16 protein-coding genes and 2 tRNA genes are annotated in these 18,262 nt (G+C 62.9%); all 18 read right to left on the bottom strand.

The window, feature by feature from the left end; all coding sequences use genetic code 11:
- Positions 1 to 2 precede the first annotated feature (2 nt).
- Positions 3 to 76: transfer RNA gene (locus VC352_RS04250), tRNA-Arg, on the bottom strand.
- Positions 77 to 147: 71 nt separating this feature from the next.
- Positions 148 to 238: transfer RNA gene (locus tag VC352_RS04255), tRNA-Ser, on the bottom strand.
- Positions 239 to 299: 61 nt separating this feature from the next.
- The gene (gene csrA / locus VC352_RS04260) at positions 300 to 485 is read right to left on the bottom strand and encodes a carbon storage regulator CsrA (protein ID WP_003244478.1); all 186 of its coding nucleotides are present in this window, start codon (positions 483 to 485) and stop codon (positions 300 to 302) included.
- Between the two features lie 188 nt (positions 486 to 673).
- Entirely contained in the window at positions 674 to 1,912 is a 1,239-nt protein-coding gene (locus tag VC352_RS04265; RefSeq protein ID WP_322978342.1) for an aspartate kinase, read from the bottom strand.
- Between the two features lie 102 nt (positions 1,913 to 2,014).
- Positions 2,015 to 4,639, bottom strand: a complete 2,625-nt coding sequence (gene alaS, locus VC352_RS04270; protein WP_322978343.1) for an alanine--tRNA ligase — start codon at positions 4,637 to 4,639, stop codon at positions 2,015 to 2,017.
- A 113-nt stretch (positions 4,640 to 4,752) separates the two neighbouring features.
- Positions 4,753 to 5,757 carry a low-specificity L-threonine aldolase gene (gene ltaE, locus VC352_RS04275; RefSeq protein ID WP_322978344.1) on the bottom strand — a complete coding sequence of 335 codons (1,005 nt, stop codon included), beginning with the start codon at positions 5,755 to 5,757 and terminating at the stop codon, positions 4,753 to 4,755.
- Positions 5,758 to 5,907: 150 nt separating this feature from the next.
- The gene (gene astE, locus VC352_RS04280; RefSeq protein ID WP_322978345.1) at positions 5,908 to 6,921 is read right to left on the bottom strand and encodes a succinylglutamate desuccinylase; all 1,014 of its coding nucleotides are present in this window, start codon (positions 6,919 to 6,921) and stop codon (positions 5,908 to 5,910) included.
- Between the two features lie 79 nt (positions 6,922 to 7,000).
- Positions 7,001 to 7,279 carry a topoisomerase II gene (locus VC352_RS04285; protein ID WP_322978346.1) on the bottom strand — a complete coding sequence of 93 codons (279 nt, stop codon included), beginning with the start codon at positions 7,277 to 7,279 and terminating at the stop codon, positions 7,001 to 7,003.
- A 25-nt stretch (positions 7,280 to 7,304) separates the two neighbouring features.
- Positions 7,305 to 8,651, bottom strand: coding sequence for an N-succinylarginine dihydrolase (gene astB / locus VC352_RS04290; protein ID WP_322978347.1), 1,347 nt, complete (start codon positions 8,649 to 8,651; stop codon positions 7,305 to 7,307).
- The gene (gene astD, locus VC352_RS04295; RefSeq protein WP_322978348.1) at positions 8,651 to 10,114 is read right to left on the bottom strand and encodes a succinylglutamate-semialdehyde dehydrogenase; all 1,464 of its coding nucleotides are present in this window, start codon (positions 10,112 to 10,114) and stop codon (positions 8,651 to 8,653) included. The genes astB and astD overlap by 1 nt, the downstream gene beginning before the upstream one ends.
- A 59-nt stretch (positions 10,115 to 10,173) precedes the next feature.
- A complete protein-coding gene (gene astA, locus VC352_RS04300; RefSeq protein ID WP_322978349.1) occupies positions 10,174 to 11,190 on the bottom strand; it encodes an arginine N-succinyltransferase in 1,017 nt (338 codons plus the stop codon).
- A 76-nt stretch (positions 11,191 to 11,266) separates the two neighbouring features.
- Complete coding sequence (gene aruF / locus VC352_RS04305) at positions 11,267 to 12,283, bottom strand: arginine/ornithine succinyltransferase subunit alpha (RefSeq protein ID WP_322978350.1); 1,017 nt, start codon at positions 12,281 to 12,283, stop codon at positions 11,267 to 11,269.
- 98 nt (positions 12,284 to 12,381) lie between these two features.
- Complete coding sequence (locus tag VC352_RS04310) at positions 12,382 to 13,599, bottom strand: aspartate aminotransferase family protein (protein WP_322978351.1); 1,218 nt, start codon at positions 13,597 to 13,599, stop codon at positions 12,382 to 12,384.
- Between the two features lie 298 nt (positions 13,600 to 13,897).
- Positions 13,898 to 14,878 (bottom strand): transcriptional regulator ArgR, encoded by a 981-nt coding sequence (gene argR, locus VC352_RS04315; protein WP_322978352.1) that lies wholly within the window; start codon positions 14,876 to 14,878, stop codon positions 13,898 to 13,900.
- 54 nt (positions 14,879 to 14,932) lie between these two features.
- Positions 14,933 to 15,697, bottom strand: a complete 765-nt coding sequence (locus VC352_RS04320; protein WP_322978690.1) for an ABC transporter ATP-binding protein — start codon at positions 15,695 to 15,697, stop codon at positions 14,933 to 14,935.
- A gap of 28 nt (positions 15,698 to 15,725) precedes the next feature.
- Positions 15,726 to 16,424 carry an ABC transporter permease gene (locus VC352_RS04325; protein WP_322978353.1) on the bottom strand — a complete coding sequence of 233 codons (699 nt, stop codon included), beginning with the start codon at positions 16,422 to 16,424 and terminating at the stop codon, positions 15,726 to 15,728.
- Positions 16,421 to 17,110 (bottom strand): ABC transporter permease, encoded by a 690-nt coding sequence (locus VC352_RS04330; protein ID WP_322978354.1) that lies wholly within the window; start codon positions 17,108 to 17,110, stop codon positions 16,421 to 16,423. Before VC352_RS04330 ends, VC352_RS04325 begins: the two co-directional genes overlap by 4 nt.
- A 159-nt stretch (positions 17,111 to 17,269) precedes the next feature.
- Positions 17,270 to 18,043: an ABC transporter substrate-binding protein gene (locus VC352_RS04335; RefSeq protein ID WP_322978355.1), complete on the bottom strand. Its 774-nt coding sequence runs from the start codon at positions 18,041 to 18,043 to the stop codon at positions 17,270 to 17,272.
- Positions 18,044 to 18,262: the final 219 nt, after the last annotated feature.

Here is an 18,262-nt window from a genome sequence, read left to right on the forward strand (position 1 = left end):
GGCGGACTCAGGAGGATTCGAACCTCCGACCGCTCGGTTCGTAGCCGAGTACTCTATCCAGCTGAGCTATGAGTCCGGTCGGTGCTTTTATACCAGATCACCTCTGGTTGATTCGCCAGCCTGGCTTACGCCTGACTCGCTGAATAATGGCGGAGAAGGGGGGATTCGAACCCCCGACACCCTTTTGAGGTGTACTCCCTTAGCAGGGGAGCGCCTTCGGCCACTCGGCCACCTCTCCGCAACACGGGGCGCATGATAACCATGTTTTCCCCGTTTGCAAACAAAAATTTGTAGAAAAATTAGTGGCTTGGTTCGTCACCCTTCTCTTTCTGGATGCGTTGGTAGATTTCTTCACGGTGTACGGCAACCTCTTTCGGCGCATTGACACCAATGCGCACCTGGTTACCTTTCACACCCAACACGGTGACAGTCACATCATCACCGACCATCAGGGTCTCTCCGACCCGGCGAGTCAGAATCAGCATTCCTTTCTCCTCACGGATTACATTTCAGGACAACAGTCTGCAAAAAAGAAAATGGTGACAGCCTGCGGCCAAATCAAGCCCACACGCGTCCACCCAAGTATTGACCAGCCGGCGCAGAAAGAAAGTTCCCGCATGCCAATCAAAAAGACGAAAGGCGCGGAACCAGCCGCGCCTTTCGGATCAAGCCATCACTCGCCCTGTCGGGCCGGAGCGTCGAGCTCGAACGCCGTGTGCAGAGCACGTACGGCCAGTTCCAGGTACTTCTCTTCGATGACCACGGAGACCTTGATCTCGGAGGTGGAGATCATCTGAATGTTGATGGTCTCCTTGGCCAGCGCTTCGAACATGCGGCTGGCAACACCGGCGTGCGAGCGCATGCCGACACCGACGATGGACACCTTGGCGATATTGGTATCACCGACGACTTCACGGGCACCCAGTTCGTCAGCAGTCTTCTGCAGCACGTTGAGGGCGTTGTTGTAGTCGTTGCGGTGCACGGTGAAGGTGAAATCGGTGGTGTTATCGTGCGAAACGTTCTGCACGATCATGTCGACTTCGATATTGGCGGCGCTGATCGGGCCGAGAATCTTGAAGGCGATGCCTGGAATATCCGGCACCCCACGGATGGTCAGCTTGGCTTCGTCGCGGTTGAAAGCGATGCCGGAAATGATCGGCTGTTCCATGGATTCCTCTTCATCAAGGGTAATGAGGGTGCCCGGCCCCTCCTGGAAGCTGTGCAGGACGCGCAGCGGGACGTTGTACTTGCCGGCGAACTCCACCGAGCGAATCTGCAGCACCTTGGAACCGAGGCTGGCCATTTCCAGCATCTCTTCGAAGGTGATCTTTTCCAGACGCTGAGCTTTCGGCACCACGCGCGGGTCGGTGGTGTAGACACCATCGACATCGGTATAGATCTGGCACTCGTCAGCCTTCAGCGCTGCAGCCAGGGCCACACCGGTGGTGTCGGAACCGCCACGACCGAGGGTCGTGATGCTGCCCTGCTCGTCGACACCCTGGAAGCCAGCGACAACCACGACGCGGCCGGCTTTGAGGTCAGCGCGAATCTTCTGGTCATCGATCTGCAGAATACGCGCCTTGTTGTAGGCGCTGTCGGTGAGGATGCGCACCTGGGCGCCGGTGTAGGACACGGCCGGCACACCACGCTTGATCAGCGCCATGGCCAACAGGGCAATGGTCACCTGCTCACCGGTGGACACCATGACATCCAGCTCACGCGCAATCGGCTCGCCATCGGTGATCTGTTTGGCCAGATCGATCAGGCGGTTGGTTTCGCCGCTCATGGCGGAAACCACGACGACGATATCGTCACCGTTCTCGCGGAACCTCTTCACCTTCTCGGCCACCTGCTGGATACGCTCGATGGTGCCGACGGAGGTGCCTCCAAACTTCTGTACGATCAAAGCCATTTCAAAAAGCCGCCTGATTCCTCGAAGGGCGCCCATTAAACCCGCATCGGGTCATACTGCCAAGGCCCGCCGGACGCACTGCGGGCCCCGCTCTCTCGCTCGTTACGAAGCCTGCTCGACCAGGGTCGCAGCCAGGGCCAGTGCCTCATCCAGCTTGCCGGCATCGACGCCGCCACCCTGAGCCATGTCCGGGCGACCACCGCCCTTGCCGCCTACAGCTGCCGCGGCCTGACGCATCAGGTCACCGGCCTTGAGCTTGGCGGTCAGATCCTGGGTGACACCAGCGACCAGCACCACCTTGTCCTCGAACACGCCACCGAGCAGGATCACGGCACTGCCCAGTTTGTTCTTCAACTGGTCGACCAGCGCCAGCAGCGCCTTGCCGTCCAGGCCATCGAGACGCGCAGCCAGCACCTTGGTGCCCTTCACGTCCACGGCCGAGCCGGCCAGATCGTTACCCGCAGCGCTGGCGGCCTTGGCCTTGAGCTGCTCCAGTTCTTTTTCCAACTGACGGTTACGCTCGATCAGCGCAGACAGTTTGTCGAGTACGTTGTCGCGGCTGCCCTTGACCAGCGAAGCGGCTTCCTTGAGCTGCTCCTCTGCACCGTTGAGATAGGCCAGCGCGGCTGCACCGGTGACTGCCTCGATACGACGCACACCAGCGGCAACGCCGCCCTCGCTGACGATCTTGAACAAGCCGATGTCGCCCGTACGGGATACGTGGGTACCGCCGCACAGCTCGACGGAGAAGTCGCCGCCCATGCTCAGCACGCGCACCTGATCGCCGTATTTCTCACCGAACAGTGCGGTCGCGCCCTTGGCCTTGGCGGTTTCGATATCGGTGACTTCGGTTTCCACCGCCGAGTTCTCGCGCACCACGCGGTTGACGATATCCTCGAGCTGCTTGATCTGCTCGGGCTTGATCGCCTCGAAGTGGCTGAAGTCGAAGCGCAGGCGCTGGCTGTTGACCAGCGAGCCTTTCTGCTGCACGTGCTCGCCCAGCACCTGGCGCAGGGCTTCATGCAACAGGTGAGTGGCGGAGTGGTTCAGCGCGGTGGCTTGGCGCACCTCGGCTTCGACCTCAGCCTTGACGCTGGTGCCGACGGAGAGGCCGCCCTTGGTTACAACACCGTGGTGCAGGAAAGCGCCGCCAGCCTTGGTGGTGTCACGCACGTCGAAGCGCACGCCGGCACCCTCCAGATAGCCGCAGTCGCCGATCTGGCCACCGGACTCGGCGTAGAACGGAGTCTGATCCAGCACCACCACGCCCTCCTCGCCTTCGGCGAGGCTGTCGACTGCGCTGCCAGCCTTGAACAGGGCAATGATCTTGCCGCTGCCGCTGGTGCCTTCGTAGCCGAGGAAGCGGGTGTCACTGTCGACCTTGACCAGCGCGTTGTAATCCATGCCGAAGGCGCTGGCAGAACGGGCGCGCTCGCGCTGGGCTTCCATTTCACGCTCGAAGCCCTCTTCGTCCACCGACAGCTCGCGCTCGCGGGCGATGTCGGCAGTCAGGTCGACCGGGAAGCCGTAGGTGTCGTAGAGCTTGAACACCACATCGCCCGGGATCACATTGCCCTTGAGCTCGGCCAGATCCTGCTCGAGGATCTTCAGGCCCTGCTCCAGGGTCTTGGCAAACTGTTCTTCTTCGGTCTTCAGTACGCGCTCGATATGCGCCTGCTGTTGCTTGAGTTCGGGGAAGGCTTCGCCCATCTCGGCCACCAGGGCGGCGACGATCTGGTAGAAGAAGCTGCCCTTGGCGCCCAGCTTGTTACCGTGGCGGCAAGCGCGACGCACGATGCGGCGCAGCACGTAGCCACGGCCTTCGTTCGACGGGGTCACACCATCGGCGATCAGGAAGCTGCAGGAACGGATATGGTCGGCAACCACTTTCAGCGAAGCCTGACCCTCATTGGCGCAGCCGATAGCCTTGGCCGAGGCAGCCAGGAGGTTCTGGAACAGGTCGATCTCGTAGTTCGAGTTGACGTGCTGCAGCACGGCGCTGATGCGCTCCAGGCCCATGCCGGTGTCCACGCTCGGCGCCGGCAGCGGGTGCAGTACACCATCCGCGGTACGATTGAACTGCATGAACACGTTGTTCCAGATCTCGATGTAGCGGTCGCCGTCTTCTTCCGGGCTGCCGGGTGGGCCGCCCCAGATGTGCTCGCCGTGGTCGAAGAAGATCTCGGTGCACGGACCACACGGGCCGGTATCGCCCATCGCCCAGAAGTTGTCGGAGGCATACGGCGCGCCCTTGTTGTCACCAATGCGGATCATGCGCTCGGTGGGGATGCCGACTTCCTTCGTCCAGATGTCGTAGGCCTCGTCATCGGTGGCGTAGACGGTGACCCAGAGCTTTTCCTTGGGCAGGTTCAGCCACTTGTCGGAGGTCAGAAATTCCCAGGCGTAATGAATGGCATCACGCTTGAAATAGTCGCCGAAGCTGAAGTTACCCAGCATTTCGAAGAAGGTGTGGTGACGCGCGGTGTAGCCGACGTTTTCCAGGTCGTTGTGCTTGCCACCGGCCCGCACGCACTTCTGGCTGGTGGTGGCGCGGGTGTAGGCGCGCTTTTCCAGACCGAGGAAGCAGTCCTTGAACTGGTTCATGCCTGCGTTGGTGAACAGCAGGGTCGGGTCGTTCGCCGGGATCAGCGAGCTGGAAGCGACACGGGTGTGCCCTTTTTCTTCGAAGAAGCTCAGGAAGGCTTCACGGATTTCTGCGCTTTTCATAGGGATATCCACGGAATCAGGCGGCCACGGCAAAGGGACGCATTATATCGGCCCTTTCGCCCGCGGCTAGTGCCTTGTTGATAGCCGAAAGCTATGAACTGTCGGCATCTTGCTCAATGAGAGCGGAAAGCGGCGAACGCCTCGATCACGCGCTCGACGCCCTCGGTTCCGACATCCAGGTGAGTGAGCAGGCGCAGACGCGGCGCAGCACTGACGGCGATGCCGCGTTCGGCCATGAATGCCTTGATCTGCTCGGCACGTTCTCCGAGCTGTACGTAGACCATGTTGGTCTGCACGGGCTCGACGCTGTAGCCCAGCTCGCTCAACGCATCGCCCAGGCGTGCGGCCTTTGCGTGATCCTCGGCCAGGCGCTCGACCTGATGCTGCAGGGCATACAGCCCCGCCGCCGCCAGCACGCCGGCCTGGCGCATGCCACCGCCAACCATCTTGCGCAAACGACGCGCCTTGGCGATCAGCACATTGCTGCCACAGAGCACCGAGCCAACCGGCGCACCGAGGCCCTTGGACAGACACACCGACACCGAGTCGAAGTACTGGGTGATCTGCCGCGCCGGCACCTGCAGCTTGACCGCTGCGTTGTACAAGCGTGCGCCATCCAGATGCAGGCTCAAGCCTCGGCGACAAGTCAGTTCGCGGGCGGCGGCGAGATAATCGAGGGGCAGCACCTTGCCCTGCATGGTGTTTTCCAGCGCCAGCAGGCGGGTGCGGGCGAAATGGAAGTCGTCCTGCTTGATCGCCGCCTCGACCTTGGCCAGATCCAGCGAACCATCGGCCTCGCCCTCGATCGGCTGCGGCTGGATGGAGCCGAGCACGGCGGCACCGCCGCCCTCGTATTTATAGGTGTGCGCCTGCTGGCCGACGATGTACTCGTCGCCACGTTCGCAGTGCGCCATCAGGCCCAGCAGGTTGCTCATGGTGCCGGTAGGTACGAACAACGCCGCCTCGAAGCCAAGCTCAGCAGCCAACCAGTTTTCCAGACGGTTGACGGTCGGGTCCTCGCCGTAGACATCGTCGCCCAGCTCGGCGCCAAGCATGGCTTCGCGCATGGCGGCTGTGGGCTGGGTGACGGTGTCGCTGCGCAGGTCGATCAGGGGCATGGCTGGCTTTCCCATAGATTGGCGAAAGGCCCATGCTAAAGAGGTCGCCCGAAGGGTGACAGATACAGTTGAGGGCAAAAACCGTGGCAGGCGTTTCAGCGGCCATCAGGATGTCGCTACGTCGCGGCTAAAGCCCCTCCCACAGCAGCACTACACCAAACCGGTACCGTCGTCGGGGACGATCAGGATGCCGGCACGCAGGCCGTTCCTGACCTTGGGATTGGGGAAGATGATCCGTTCGCCCTGCTCTTCCACGATCCAGCGGGTGTCGGCGATATCCTCGGCCAGCAGGTAACCTGGCTCCAGCTCGGTGAAGTTCTCGATATCGGCAGGCAGGTGCAGACGGAAATCGTCGCTGTGCTTGATGATTTCCCGCGACACGGCGAACAGCTGCAGCCCCTCCAGCGTCGGCTCGCCATCAATGACCTCGCGCCCCTCGATCAGGGCATGCAGGGCATGCTCAAGCAGGTCGAGATTGACCAGCTCGTTCTGCCCGAACGCACGCGCCTTGCCCAGCTCCAGGGTGAACGCCTCGGCCCCGAGCTGCGCATAGGTATAGGCACTGAAGGTGATGGACGGTTTGCTCTGCAGCAGCACGGCCTCGATGCCGGCGGCGCGCAGACGCTCCAGCTCGCGGCGCGAATGGGCGCGCCCCTCGTGCCAGGGATAGAGGGCGAACTGCTCGATCTTCGAGCCTCGAATGGCGGTATGCAGATCGTAGTGCAGACGGGTACGGCCGCTGTTCTTGCCGAAGAAGGTGGCGACCAGATGCTCCAGATCACAGGCGCGAATCGCCTCGAAGCCACTGGACTGTTCATGCCGGCCATTGAACAGGCGATTGAGATCCTGCTCGACGTAACGCTCACCACGACGCATGGCCTCGGGATTGCCGAACAGAAAGAGAATCCGTGCTGCCGGATGCAACTCCTTGCGAGCGATACCGCGCAGCAGGCGGTCGAGCAGTTCGATCGGCGCGGTTTCGTTGCCATGCACACCGGCGGACAACACCAAGTCGAGCCCATTGTCACGCGCCGCAGGCGGCGTCACCTCCAGCGCGCCCTCGTCGAGCCAGCGCAGGCGCGTGCCGTCGGGCGTCAGTTGAATCTTCGCCGAGGGCTCGTGGCCGGCCAGGGTCAGTTCAAGCAGTTTGCCGAGAGCAAGCATTGCGCCTCCTTGGTTCGCAGCATTTTTGTGGGGTGGGCCGGGCGGCGCTCCGCTTCAGCCCTCCCACAACGGGCCACGATCAGTGATTGCAGTCGGGGCCATGCACGTGATCGTCGTCACCGACATCGGCCGGCTCCATTTCCAGCTGCAGGCTGACCAGGTTGGTGGCCTGCGGACGCAGCAGCAGGTTGGCGTACTCGGTATCGCCCTCCTCCACGTCGACGCCGATCAGCAGTTGATCACCCACGGCCTGAATCCACACTTCCTTGCCCTGCCAAACCACGGCGAAACGGGTGCAGGAGGTTTCCAGTTGGGTGCCGTCAGTGTCTTCGAGAACCAGTTGCAGGGCGTCGCTCATAAAATCTCCGGGATTGCTTCGGGGGTCAGGTCATCTGGAAAGGATAGACCGAGCCCAGTTTAAGGATCTGTGTCAGTTCATCCAATGCCGTGCGGCATTCGCTCAGCAATTGCGGGTCGGCCAGGTCGGTTTCGCTCAGACGGTCGCGGTAATGCTTGTCGACCCAGGCCACCAGAGTGTCGTGCAGCTCATGGCTCATCACCACGCCCGGATTGACCGCCGCCAGTTCCTGCTCCTTGAGCGCCACACGCAGGCGCAGGCAGGCCGGGCCACCGCCGTTCTGCATGCTCTGCTTGAGGTCGAACACGCGTACCTCGCGGATCGGCCCGCCACTGGCGGTCAGTTGCTGCAGATAGCGCCAGACGCTGGCGTTGTTACGGCACTCTTCCGGCACGATCAGCAACATGCTGCCATCGCTGCGCGTCAGCAACTGGCTGTTGAACAGATAGGACTTCACCGCATCCGCCACACTCACGGCAGAGGTCGGCACGCACACCGCCTGCAAACGTCCGCCACGTCGCGCCAGCTTGTCGCTCAGCTCGGCGAGCACCTTGCCGGTGTCGAGGAAGGCGTCCTGGTGATGGAACAGGACTTCGCCGTTGCCCACGGCGATCACATCGTTATGGAAAACGCCCTGGTCGATCACTGCGGGATTCTGCTGGGCGTAGACCACGCCCGCCTCGCTCAGCCCATGCAGGCGGGCGACCGCCTGGCTGGCCTCCAGGGTTTGCCGCGCCGGGTAGCGTGCCGGCGCCGGGTAGCGGGTGTCGAAGGCACTGCGGCCGTAGACGAAGAACTCCACACCGGCCTCGCCATAGCCCTTGCAGAAGCGCGTATGGTTGGCCGCCCCTTCGTCACCGAACTGCGCCACTGCAGGCAAGGCTGGGTGGTGAGCAAAGTGCGCATCATTGGCGAACATCGCCTGCAGCACGCGGCTGGTGGTCGGATGTTCGATGCTGCGATGGAACTTGCAGTTGAGGTTGGCAGCGGTGAAATGCACGCGCCCGTCTGCCGTGTCGGCGCTGGGGCTGACGGTGCAGGCATTGGCCGTCCACATGCTCGACGCCGAGCAGCTCGCCACCAGCAACGGCATGGCGTCACGCGCAGCGCGCTGGATCACCTCGACATCGCTACCGGTAAAGCCCAGACGCCGCAGCGCGGCGACATCCGGGCGCTCCTGCGGGGCCAACACGCCCTGCTTGAAGCCCATGTCCATCAGCGCCTTCATCTTCGCCAGGCCCTGCTTGGCGGCCTCCTTCGGGTTCGAGGCGACGTGGCTGTTGCTCTGCGAGGCCACGTTGCCGTAGGACAACCCGCCGTAGTTGTGCGTCGGCCCGACCAGCCCATCGAAATTCATTTCATAGGCAGGCATCACAGCGTCACTCCCGGGGCCAGGGTCGCGGGCAAGGCCAGGCTGTCGCTTTCCAGCGAGGCCACCGGGTAGGCGCAATAATCCGCCGCGTAATAAGCGCTGGCGCGATGATTGCCGGATGCACCGATACCGCCGAACGGCGCACTGCTGGCCGCGCCCGTGAGCGGCTTGTTCCAGTTGACGATGCCGGCGCGGCTATGCAGCCAGAACTGCTCATAGCGCGCCCGCGAATCGGACAGCAGGCCGGCGGCCAGGCCATAGGCGGTGGCATTGGCCTCGGCGATGGCGGCCTCGAAGCTGTCGTAGCGGATCACCTGCAGCAACGGGCCGAAGAATTCCTCGTCAGGACGCGCGCTCACGGCCGTGACATCGAGGATGCCAGGCGTGAGCAGCGCGGCATCGGCATGCGGCTGGGTCATCGCCAGCAGCGCCTTAGCGCCGCCACCCAGCAGATCCCGCTGCGCCTGCAGCAACTGCGCAGCCGCCGGCAGGGAAATCACCGAGCCCATGAACGGCGCCGGCTGCGCATCGAAACGACCGACCCTGATCCGCCTGACGACCTCTAGCAGACGCGCCAGCAGCGCATCCCCCCAAGCCCCTTGCGGCACCAGCAGACGGCGTGCGCAGGTGCAACGCTGCCCTGCGCTGATGAAGGCGGACTGGACGATGGTGTAGATCGCCGCATCGACATCAGCGACCTGATCGACGATCAGCGGGTTGTTGCCGCCCATCTCCAGCGCCAGGATCTTCTCCGGACGACCGGCGAACTGCGCATGCAGCAGGTTGCCGGTGCGGCTGGAGCCGGTGAAGAACAGCCCATCGATACCGGGATGACCGGCCAGGGCGATGCCGGTGTCACGCCCACCCTGCAGCAGGTTGAACACGCCCGCGGGCAACCCGGCCTCGATCCAGCATTGCACGGTCAGCTCCGCCACCTTGGGCGTCAGCTCGCTGGGCTTGAACAGCACGCAATTGCCGGCCAGCAAGGCCGGCACGATATGCCCGTTGGGCAAGTGACCGGGAAAGTTGTAGGGGCCGAACACGGCCACGACGCCATGGGGTTTGTGCCGCAGCACGCTGTTGGCCTCGGCGACCTGGCTGCGCTTCTCACCGGTGCGCTCGCGATAGCTCTGGATGGAGATGGCGACCTTGGCCACCATGCTGGTGACTTCGGTGGCGGCTTCCCACAGCGGCTTGCCGGTTTCTTCACCGATGGTCTGCGCCAACTGCTGCGCGCGATCCTTCAGGTGCACGGCAAAACGCTCCAGCACGGCGATACGGGAATCCAGCGATTGCCCGGCCCAGGCCGAGAAGGCCTGACGTGCGGCGGTGACGGCCGCATCGACCTGCCCGGCATCGGCGCCGCACCCTTCCCAGACCAGCGCCTGACTGACCGGATCGAGCGATTGCAGAGGCTCGCCAAGGCCTGCCAGCCACTGGCCGGCGATATAGTGAGTGCTCATTGTATTTTTCACTCCACACATTCACGGCCGGCAGGCTGACCGGCTCGGTACAAACTTTCTCAGTGGCCGACCGCCAACGGCACGGCACGCACCAGATCCCCGGCGGACAGACGCAGGCGCTTGGCCGTGAGTGGCGCCACCACCAGCGTGCCAGCGGCGACCCGCGCCGGCGCTGCGGTGATACGGCAGTCGTAGCGTTTGCGGTTGTGCACCAGATAGGGCACCGCATCGTCGCCTGGCGTGCCAATGGCCAACACCAGTTGCTGGCTGTCGCGCACGGCACGGATCTTCGCGGTTTCCGCCTCGATGGCCGGCCCCGCATCGAAAATATCGACATAGCCCTGGTAACTGAAGCCCTCGGCCTTGAGCATGGTCAGCGCCGGCTCGGTGTCCGGATGCACCCGGCCAATCACCGCCCGCGCGTCCTCGGAGAGAAAGCAGGTGTAGAGCGGAAACTTGGGCATCAGTTCGGCGATGAAGGCCTTGTTGCCAACGCCGGTGAGGTAGTCGGCCTGGGAGAACTCCATCTTGAAGAAGTGCCGGCCCAGGCTTTCCCAGAACGACGAACGACCACTCTCGTCGGACATACCGCGCATCTCGGCGATCACCTTGTCGCCGAACAGCTCACGAAACTCGGCGATGAACAGAAAGCGCGCCTTGGACAGCAGGCGACCGTTGAGTCCGGTGCGGTGGTCCGCGTGCAGGAACAGCGAGCACAGCTCGCTGTTGCCGGTCAGGTCATTGGCCATGAACAGGGTCGGAATCTGCCGATGGATATCCAGCTCCTGCGAGGCGGTGACGGTCAGGCCAACCCGGTAGTTGTACCAGGGCTCACGCAGGCCGACGGCAGCCGCCACGGCGGAAATCCCCACCACCTTACCGGCATCGTCTTCGAGCACGAACAGGTAGTCGGCATCGGCACGCTCGGCCTCGCCGCGAAAGGCCTTCTCCGCCCAGCCGACACGCTGCGCCAGACGCGCCTCATTGGCCGGCAAGGTGGTCAGGCCGGCGCCGGTACTGCGTGCCAGGTCGATCAGGGCCGGCAAGTCGGCACTGCGCACGGGACGAACGATCATTGGGATCCTCCGGATCAGCTATTAGCGCCTAGCGGCCAGCTACAAGTCAGCAGCCAGGCCAACTGGCCACTTCGATTCAAACCGCCACCAGGCGGACACTGCCACCTTCGCCCACCCCAAGTACCTCGGCGGTTTCGGCGTTGAGTGTCACGGGCTTGCCAGGCACCCAATCAAGCCTGGCGACGATGGCGCGAAAATCCTGCAATTGGCCATTGCTGACCAGATATTGGCGACCGCCCTGCTCGCTCTCGCCGATGCGCACCGGCACCAGGCGACTCTGCGCAATCGAGCGAATGCCCGAAGTGCGCGCATGCAGGGTCGGCCCGCCATCGAAGATGTCGATGTAGTGGTCGGTTTCGAAGCCTTCACGCATGAGGATGTCGAAGGTGATCTGCGCACGCGGGTGCACCTGGCCCATGGCCTCCTGTGCTTCGTCAGACAGCAGCGGCACGTAGATGGGGTAATTCGGCATCAGCTCGGCGAGGAAGGTGCGGCTCTTCAGCCCGCACAGGCGCTCAGCCTCGGCGTAGTTCATGTCGAAGAAGTTGCGCCCCACCGCATCCCAGAACGGCGAATCGCCGTTTTCGTCGCTGTGGCCAACTATTTCCACCACCACCGCATCGGCGAAGCGCTCGGGGTGCCCCGCCATGAACAACAGGCGCCCACGCGAGTTGAGCTCGGCGAACACGGTCGATACCAGCGGGCGCTCGACGTAGAAGCTGGTCAGCAGGCTGTTGCCGGTGAGGTCGTGGCACAGCGAGAGGACGTGAATCTTGTTGTGGATCTTCAGCTCACGCGAGTGGTGCACGAAGGTTTCGTTGCGAAAGCTGTAGAACGGCTCGGAATAGCCGGCCGAGGCGACGATGCCGGAGCAGCCGACCAGGCGTCCGCTGACGGTATCCTCGAGGACGAAGAAATAGGTTTCCTCGCCATTGAAGCTGACCTCGGCCGAGAAGGACGACTCCGACGCGACGATCTTGTCACCGAGACGGCCGGCATCATCGGGCAGTGAAGTGACTCCGACCGGGCTGTCTGCAGCCAAACGCTGCACATCGGCCAGGTCTGCCATTTGCGCGGGGCGCATCACCAGCATGGATCACTCCTTGTAAACGCGGAAGTTGCACGATTTGCAGCCAGAGTGGGAGGTACTCAAGCCGCAATTGTCGCGGCTAAAGCCCCTCCCACAGCCTGTCACGCTGTCAGTTTGCTCAGCGCACGCTCGAAACGGTTCAAACCCTCTTCGATGTCCGCATCGGACACCACCAGGCTCGGCGCGAAGCGCACTACGTCAGGCCCGGCCTGCAGCACCATCAGCCCTTCGGCAGTGGCGGCATCTAGCACCTGCTTGGCCTGACCTTTCCACTTGTCATTGAGCACGCAGCCGAGCAGCAGACCCATGCCACGCACCTGCTCGAACAGACCGTACTGCTCGCCGAGCGCCTGCAGGCGGGCCTTGAACTGCTCGCTCTTGGCCTTGACGCCATTCAGCGTCTCAGCGGTGTTGACGATATCCAGCACCGCCTCGCCCACCGCACAGGCCAGCGGGTTGCCGCCGTAAGTGGTGCCGTGGGTGCCGGGGGAGAAATGCTTGGCCAGCACGGTGGTGGTGAGCATCGCCGCGATCGGGAAGCCGCCGCCCAGGCTCTTGGCACTGGAGAGGATGTCCGGCACTACGCCGTAGTGCATGTAGGCGAACAGTTCGCCGCTGCGGCCCATGCCGCTCTGCACTTCGTCGAAAACCAGCAAGGCATTGTGTGCATTGCACAGCTCGCGAGCGCCTTCGAGGTAGGCCTTGTCCGCCGGCAGCACGCCGCCCTCGCCCTGGATCGGCTCCAGTACCACGGCGCAGGTCGTGTCGGAAATCGCGGCTTTCAGCGCGTCCAGATCGTTGTATGGCACATGGGTAATGCCCTGGATCTTCGGCCCGAAACCATCGGAATACTTCGGCTGACCGCCCACGCTGACGGTGAATAGGGTACGGCCGTGGAAGCTATTGGTGGCGGCGATGATCTCGTGCTTTTCCGGGCCGAAGCGGTCATGGGCGACACGCCGCGCCAGCTTGAACGCGGCCTCGTTGGCCTCGGCGCCGGAGTTGCAGAAGAACACGCGCTCGGCGAAGGTCGCCTCGACCAGCTTCTTGCCCAGGCGCAGGGTCGGCTCGTTGGTGAAGACGTTGGAGATGTGCCACAGGGTATTGGCCTGCTCGGTCAGCGCCGCGACCAGTGCCGGGTGGCAATGGCCGAGCACGTTGACGGCGATACCGCCGGCGAAGTCGATCAGCTCGCGACCGCTCTGATCCCAGACTCGCGAACCCAGGCCGCGCACGGGTACGAAGGCGGCAGGGGCGTAGTTGGGAACCATGAACTGGTCGTAGTCGGCGCGTTGCACCGCATCGTGCTGAACGGACATCGAAGCTCTCCTGCTGAGAAATACCGGCCGCGAACGGGCAGCCAAAACGCCCGAAACGACAGGGAATGCCAAGGATTGTAGGGACTGAAGCGGGGTCGGCATTGTCGCCATGCGACATGTTCTTACAGCGCAACCCCAGGTTTTCCGCGGGTTGTCGTCAAAGCGACAGAAAGCATCGGAAAGGCGCAGTTTAAACGCTGTTCAGCGCTGCGGTGCATGGCCCGGAAAAAAATCTCCACTGACGGCCTGCACCCGCATTTGCGCACCCGGTTGGCCAGGTGACCCAGCAAAGGCGGGATCAGCCACGCTCGACCGGCGTCGAACTCAGCTCGAAGGGGCTGTTACTGCGGCGCTGGTTGCGATCATCACGCGGCGTGGCGCCGAAGAAATTGCGGTAGGCGCTGGAGAAATGCGGCCCCGAGGAGAAACCGCAGGACAAGCCGATCTGGATGATCGACTTGCTGGTCTGCATCAGCAGTTGTCGCGCCTTGTTCAGGCGCAGCTCCAGGTAATACTGGCTGGGCACGCGATTGAGGTACTGCTTGAAAATGCGCTCCAACTGGCGACGCGACACGCACACATGCTGGGCGATCTCATCGGTGGTCAGCGGCTCCTCGATATTGGCCTCCATCAACAACACCGCCTGGGTCAGCTTGGGGTGACTGGAGCCCAGGCGGTTCTGCAGCGGAATACGTTGGCGCTCGCCACCCTCGCGGATGCGCTCGACCACCAGCTCCTCGCTCACCGCACCAGCCAGCTCGGCGCCATGATCGCGCGCCAGCACGGCCAGCAGCAGGTCGAGCACGGCCAGGCCGCCACAGGCGGTAAGGCGGTCACGATCCCAGTCGAACAGATGGCTGGTGGCGATGACCTTGGGGAAGCGCTCGGCGAAATCGTCCTGCCAGCGCCAGTGCACCGCCGCGCGATAGCCGTCGAGCAAACCAAGCTGAGCCAGTGGATAGACCCCGGCCGACAGCCCACCGATCATGCAGCCACTGCGCACCTGCTGCTTGAGCGCAGCAGCCAGGGACGCCGACACCTGCGCCGGCGGGGCATCGGCGAGCAGAAACAGCTTGTGCAGGCCATCCAGATGCCCGGCCCAAGGCTCACCCGGCAGGCGCCAGTCGCCTGCTACCAGCGGCTCGGCCTGAAGGAATACCAGCTCGTAAAGCACCTCGGGGTGCACCCGCTGCGCCACGCGCAGGGCTTCCTCGGCCAGAGAGAGGGTCAGGGCCTTGGTGCCGGGCCAGTAGAGAAAACCGATTCGATGGGGAGTCATGTGTGCCTTGAACGCCTGCAGCGCACCGTTTCAGGTGCGCAGTCTAGCTTCTTATTATTTGAGACTGCCGGAAAGAAACTGTTTGAGCCGTTCGGATTGCGGATTGGCCAGCACTTCGCGCGGACAACCGCGCTCCTCCACCAACCCCTTGTGCAGAAAGACCAACTGGTTCGACACCTCGCGGGCGAAGCCCATCTCGTGGGTCACCACCACCATGGTGCGCCCTTCGCTGGCCAGATCCTGCATCACCTTGAGCACCTCGCCGACCAGCTCCGGGTCGAGCGCCGAGGTCGGTTCGTCGAACAGCATCACCTCAGGCTCCATCGCCAGGGCACGGGCGATGGCCACGCGCTGCTGCTCGCCACCGCTCATGTGCGCCGGGTAGGCGTCCTTGCGGTATGCCACGCCGACCTTGCTCAGGTAATGCTCGGCCTTGTCGCGGGCTTCGGCCTTGCTCACGCCGAGCACGTGCACCGGCGCTTCCATCACGTTCTCCAGGGCGCTCATGTGCGACCACAGGTTGAAGTGCTGGAACACCATGGCCAGGCGCGAGCGCATGCGCTGCAGTTGCTTGGCATCGGCGGCGCGCAGCGAACCGTCCTTGGCCGGCACCAGTTTCAGCTCTTCGCTGTTGAGCAGGATCTTGCCGGCATGCGGCTGCTCCAGCAGGTTCAGGCAGCGCAGGAAGGTGCTCTTGCCCGAACCGCTGGAGCCGATGATGCTGATCACGTCGCCGGCCTTGGCCGCCATCGACACACCCTTGATCACCTCATGGCTGCCGTAGCGTTTATGCAGATCCTGGACTTCGAGTTTGTACATGTTCGGGTTCTCTTGAATCGGCATGGCGTCAGGCCTTGCGCGGAGCCATGTAGGCCAGCCAGCGGCGCTCGGCCCGTTTGAACAGGCGCACCAGGATGAAAGTCAGCGCCAGATAGAACAGGCCAGCGGTAATGAAGGCCTCGAACGGCATGTAGTACTGCGAATAGACCGTGCGCGCCGCGCCGGTTATGTCCACCAGGGTGACGATGGAGGCCAGCGAGGTGGTATGCAGCATCATGATCACTTCGTTGCTGTACTGCGGCAGCGCGCGGCGCAACGCAGACGGCAGAAGAATGCGGCGATACAGCTTGCTGCGTGACATGCCCATGGCCTTGGCCGCCTCGATCTCGCCCGGCGGCGTGGCCTTGAGGCTGCCCGCCAGGATTTCAGCGGTGTAGGCGCTGGTGTTGATGGCAAAGGCCAGACAGGCGCAGAAGGTGGCGCTGGAAAAGTACGGCCAGAGGAAGCTGTCGCGGATGAACTCGAACTGCGCCAGACCGTAGTAGATCAGGAACAACTGCACCAGCATCGGCGTGCCGCGAATCACGTAGGTGTAGAGCCAGGCCGGGAAGTTGATCCAGGGCGACTTCGACACCCGCATCAGCGCCAGCGGCAAAGCCAGCGCCAGCCCGACGCTCAGGGAAATGGCCAACAGCTTGAGCGTCACCAGCACACCGCTGAAGTACAGCGGCAGGTTCTCCCAGATCATCTGATAGTCGAAGATCATAGTTCAGCCACCTTGCTGCCCACCGAGTAGCGTTTTTCCAGCAGGCGCAAGGCCAGCAGCGACACGCTGGTCAGCAGCAGATAGAGCCCCGCCACTGCCAGATAGAAGGTGAACGGCTCGCGCGTGGCATCAGCGGCGTTCTTGGCCTTGAACATCATGTCCTGCAGGCCGACCACGGAAATCAGCGCGGTGGCCTTGGTCAGCACCAGCCAGTTATTGGTGAAACCGGGAATGGCGAAACGGATCATCTGCGGCACGAGGATGCGGAAGAACACCTGCGAACCGCTCATGCCATAGGCCGCGCCGGCCTCGCCCTGCCCCTTGGGAATGGCCATGAAGGCGCCACGGAAGGTTTCCGACAGGTAGGCACCAAAGATGAAACCCATGGTGAACACGCCCGCCACGAAGGGGTTGATGTCGATGTAGTCGTCATAGCCGACCATCGGCGCAAGCGTGTTCACCAGGCTCTGCCCGCCGTAGAAGATCAACAGGATCAGCACCAAATCGGGAATGCCGCGAATCACCGTGGCGTAGGTTTCCCCCAGCACGGCCAGCCAGCGCATCGGCGACAGGCGGCAGGCCGCACCGATCAGGCCGAGAACGATCGCCAGCGCCATCGACGTCAGTGCCAGAAGCAGAGTGAGCCAGGCACCATCGAGAATGGTCGAGCCGTAGCCTTGAAGCATGCGCGGGTACCTCATCGGCACCTAATCGGCGCCAGGGACACGGTGGAGAAGAAGGCGGTGGCCTACAGGCTCACCCCAAGGCCACCCGGCAAAGGTAGCCATGAAAAAGTGGCACGGCTCAAAGGAGCGCGTGCCACTGAGTCAGTCAGCAGGTTGGACTTATTCGCCGTAGACGTCGAAGTCGAAGTACTTGTCCTGCACCTGCTTGTAGGTACCGTTGGCACGGATCGCCGCGATGGCCGCGTTGATCTTGTCGAGCAGCGCCTGGTCGCCCTTGCGCACGGCGATGCCCTGCCCTTCGCCGAAATATTTCACGTCGGTGAAGTCCGGGCCAGCGAAGGCAAAACCCTTGCCGGCGTCGGTTTTGAGGAAGCCGTCATCGATGTTCACCGAGTCAGCCAGGGTGGCGTCGAGGCGACCGGCCTGCAGGTCGAGGAACACTTCGTTCTGCGAGCCGTAGCGCACCACTTCGGCACCGGCCGGGGCGAAAACCTCGGTGGCGTAGCGGTCATACACGGAGGAGCGCTGCACGCCGATTTTCTTGCCCTTCAGATCGACTAGCGGATCCTTCAGCTCGCTGCCGGCCTTCATCGCCAGCTTGGCCGGGGTAGCGTAGTACTTGCCGGTGAAGTCCACGGACTTCTTGCGATCTTCGGTGATCGACATGGACGAGAGCACGGCGTCGAACTTGCGCACTTTGAGCGCCGGGATCAAGCCGTCGAACTCCTGCTCGATCCACTGGCATTTGACCTTCATTTCTTCACACAGGGCATTGCCGATGTCGTAGTCGAAACCGGCGATCTGGCCATCGGGGGTCTTGAAGGCAAAGGGCGGATAGGCTGCCTCGATGCCGATACGCAGCGGCTTATCGGCCATGGCCAGGGGCGACAACAGAGACAGCGCCAGGGCGCCGAACAGTGCGAACTTCTTCATGACTTGCTCCTTCGAATTGGGTAGGGCATCGATGGCAGTGAGGGGCCCGGGCCTTTTATGGGTATTGAAGGCAGTGCTGCGCTGTCGTGCAGGGTGGACGACAAGGGGCCTTGGCTGGGTGTGCGGCATTCTAGCGGCAGGCAATGAGGCGATATTTCTTCAATGCGACAACTAATTACAGAAGCGCAGAATGCACAGGCGAAGGATATTGACAGTCAA

The organism is Pseudomonas sp. C11, assembly GCF_034683865.1.
Classification (GTDB): domain Bacteria; phylum Pseudomonadota; class Gammaproteobacteria; order Pseudomonadales; family Pseudomonadaceae; genus Aquipseudomonas.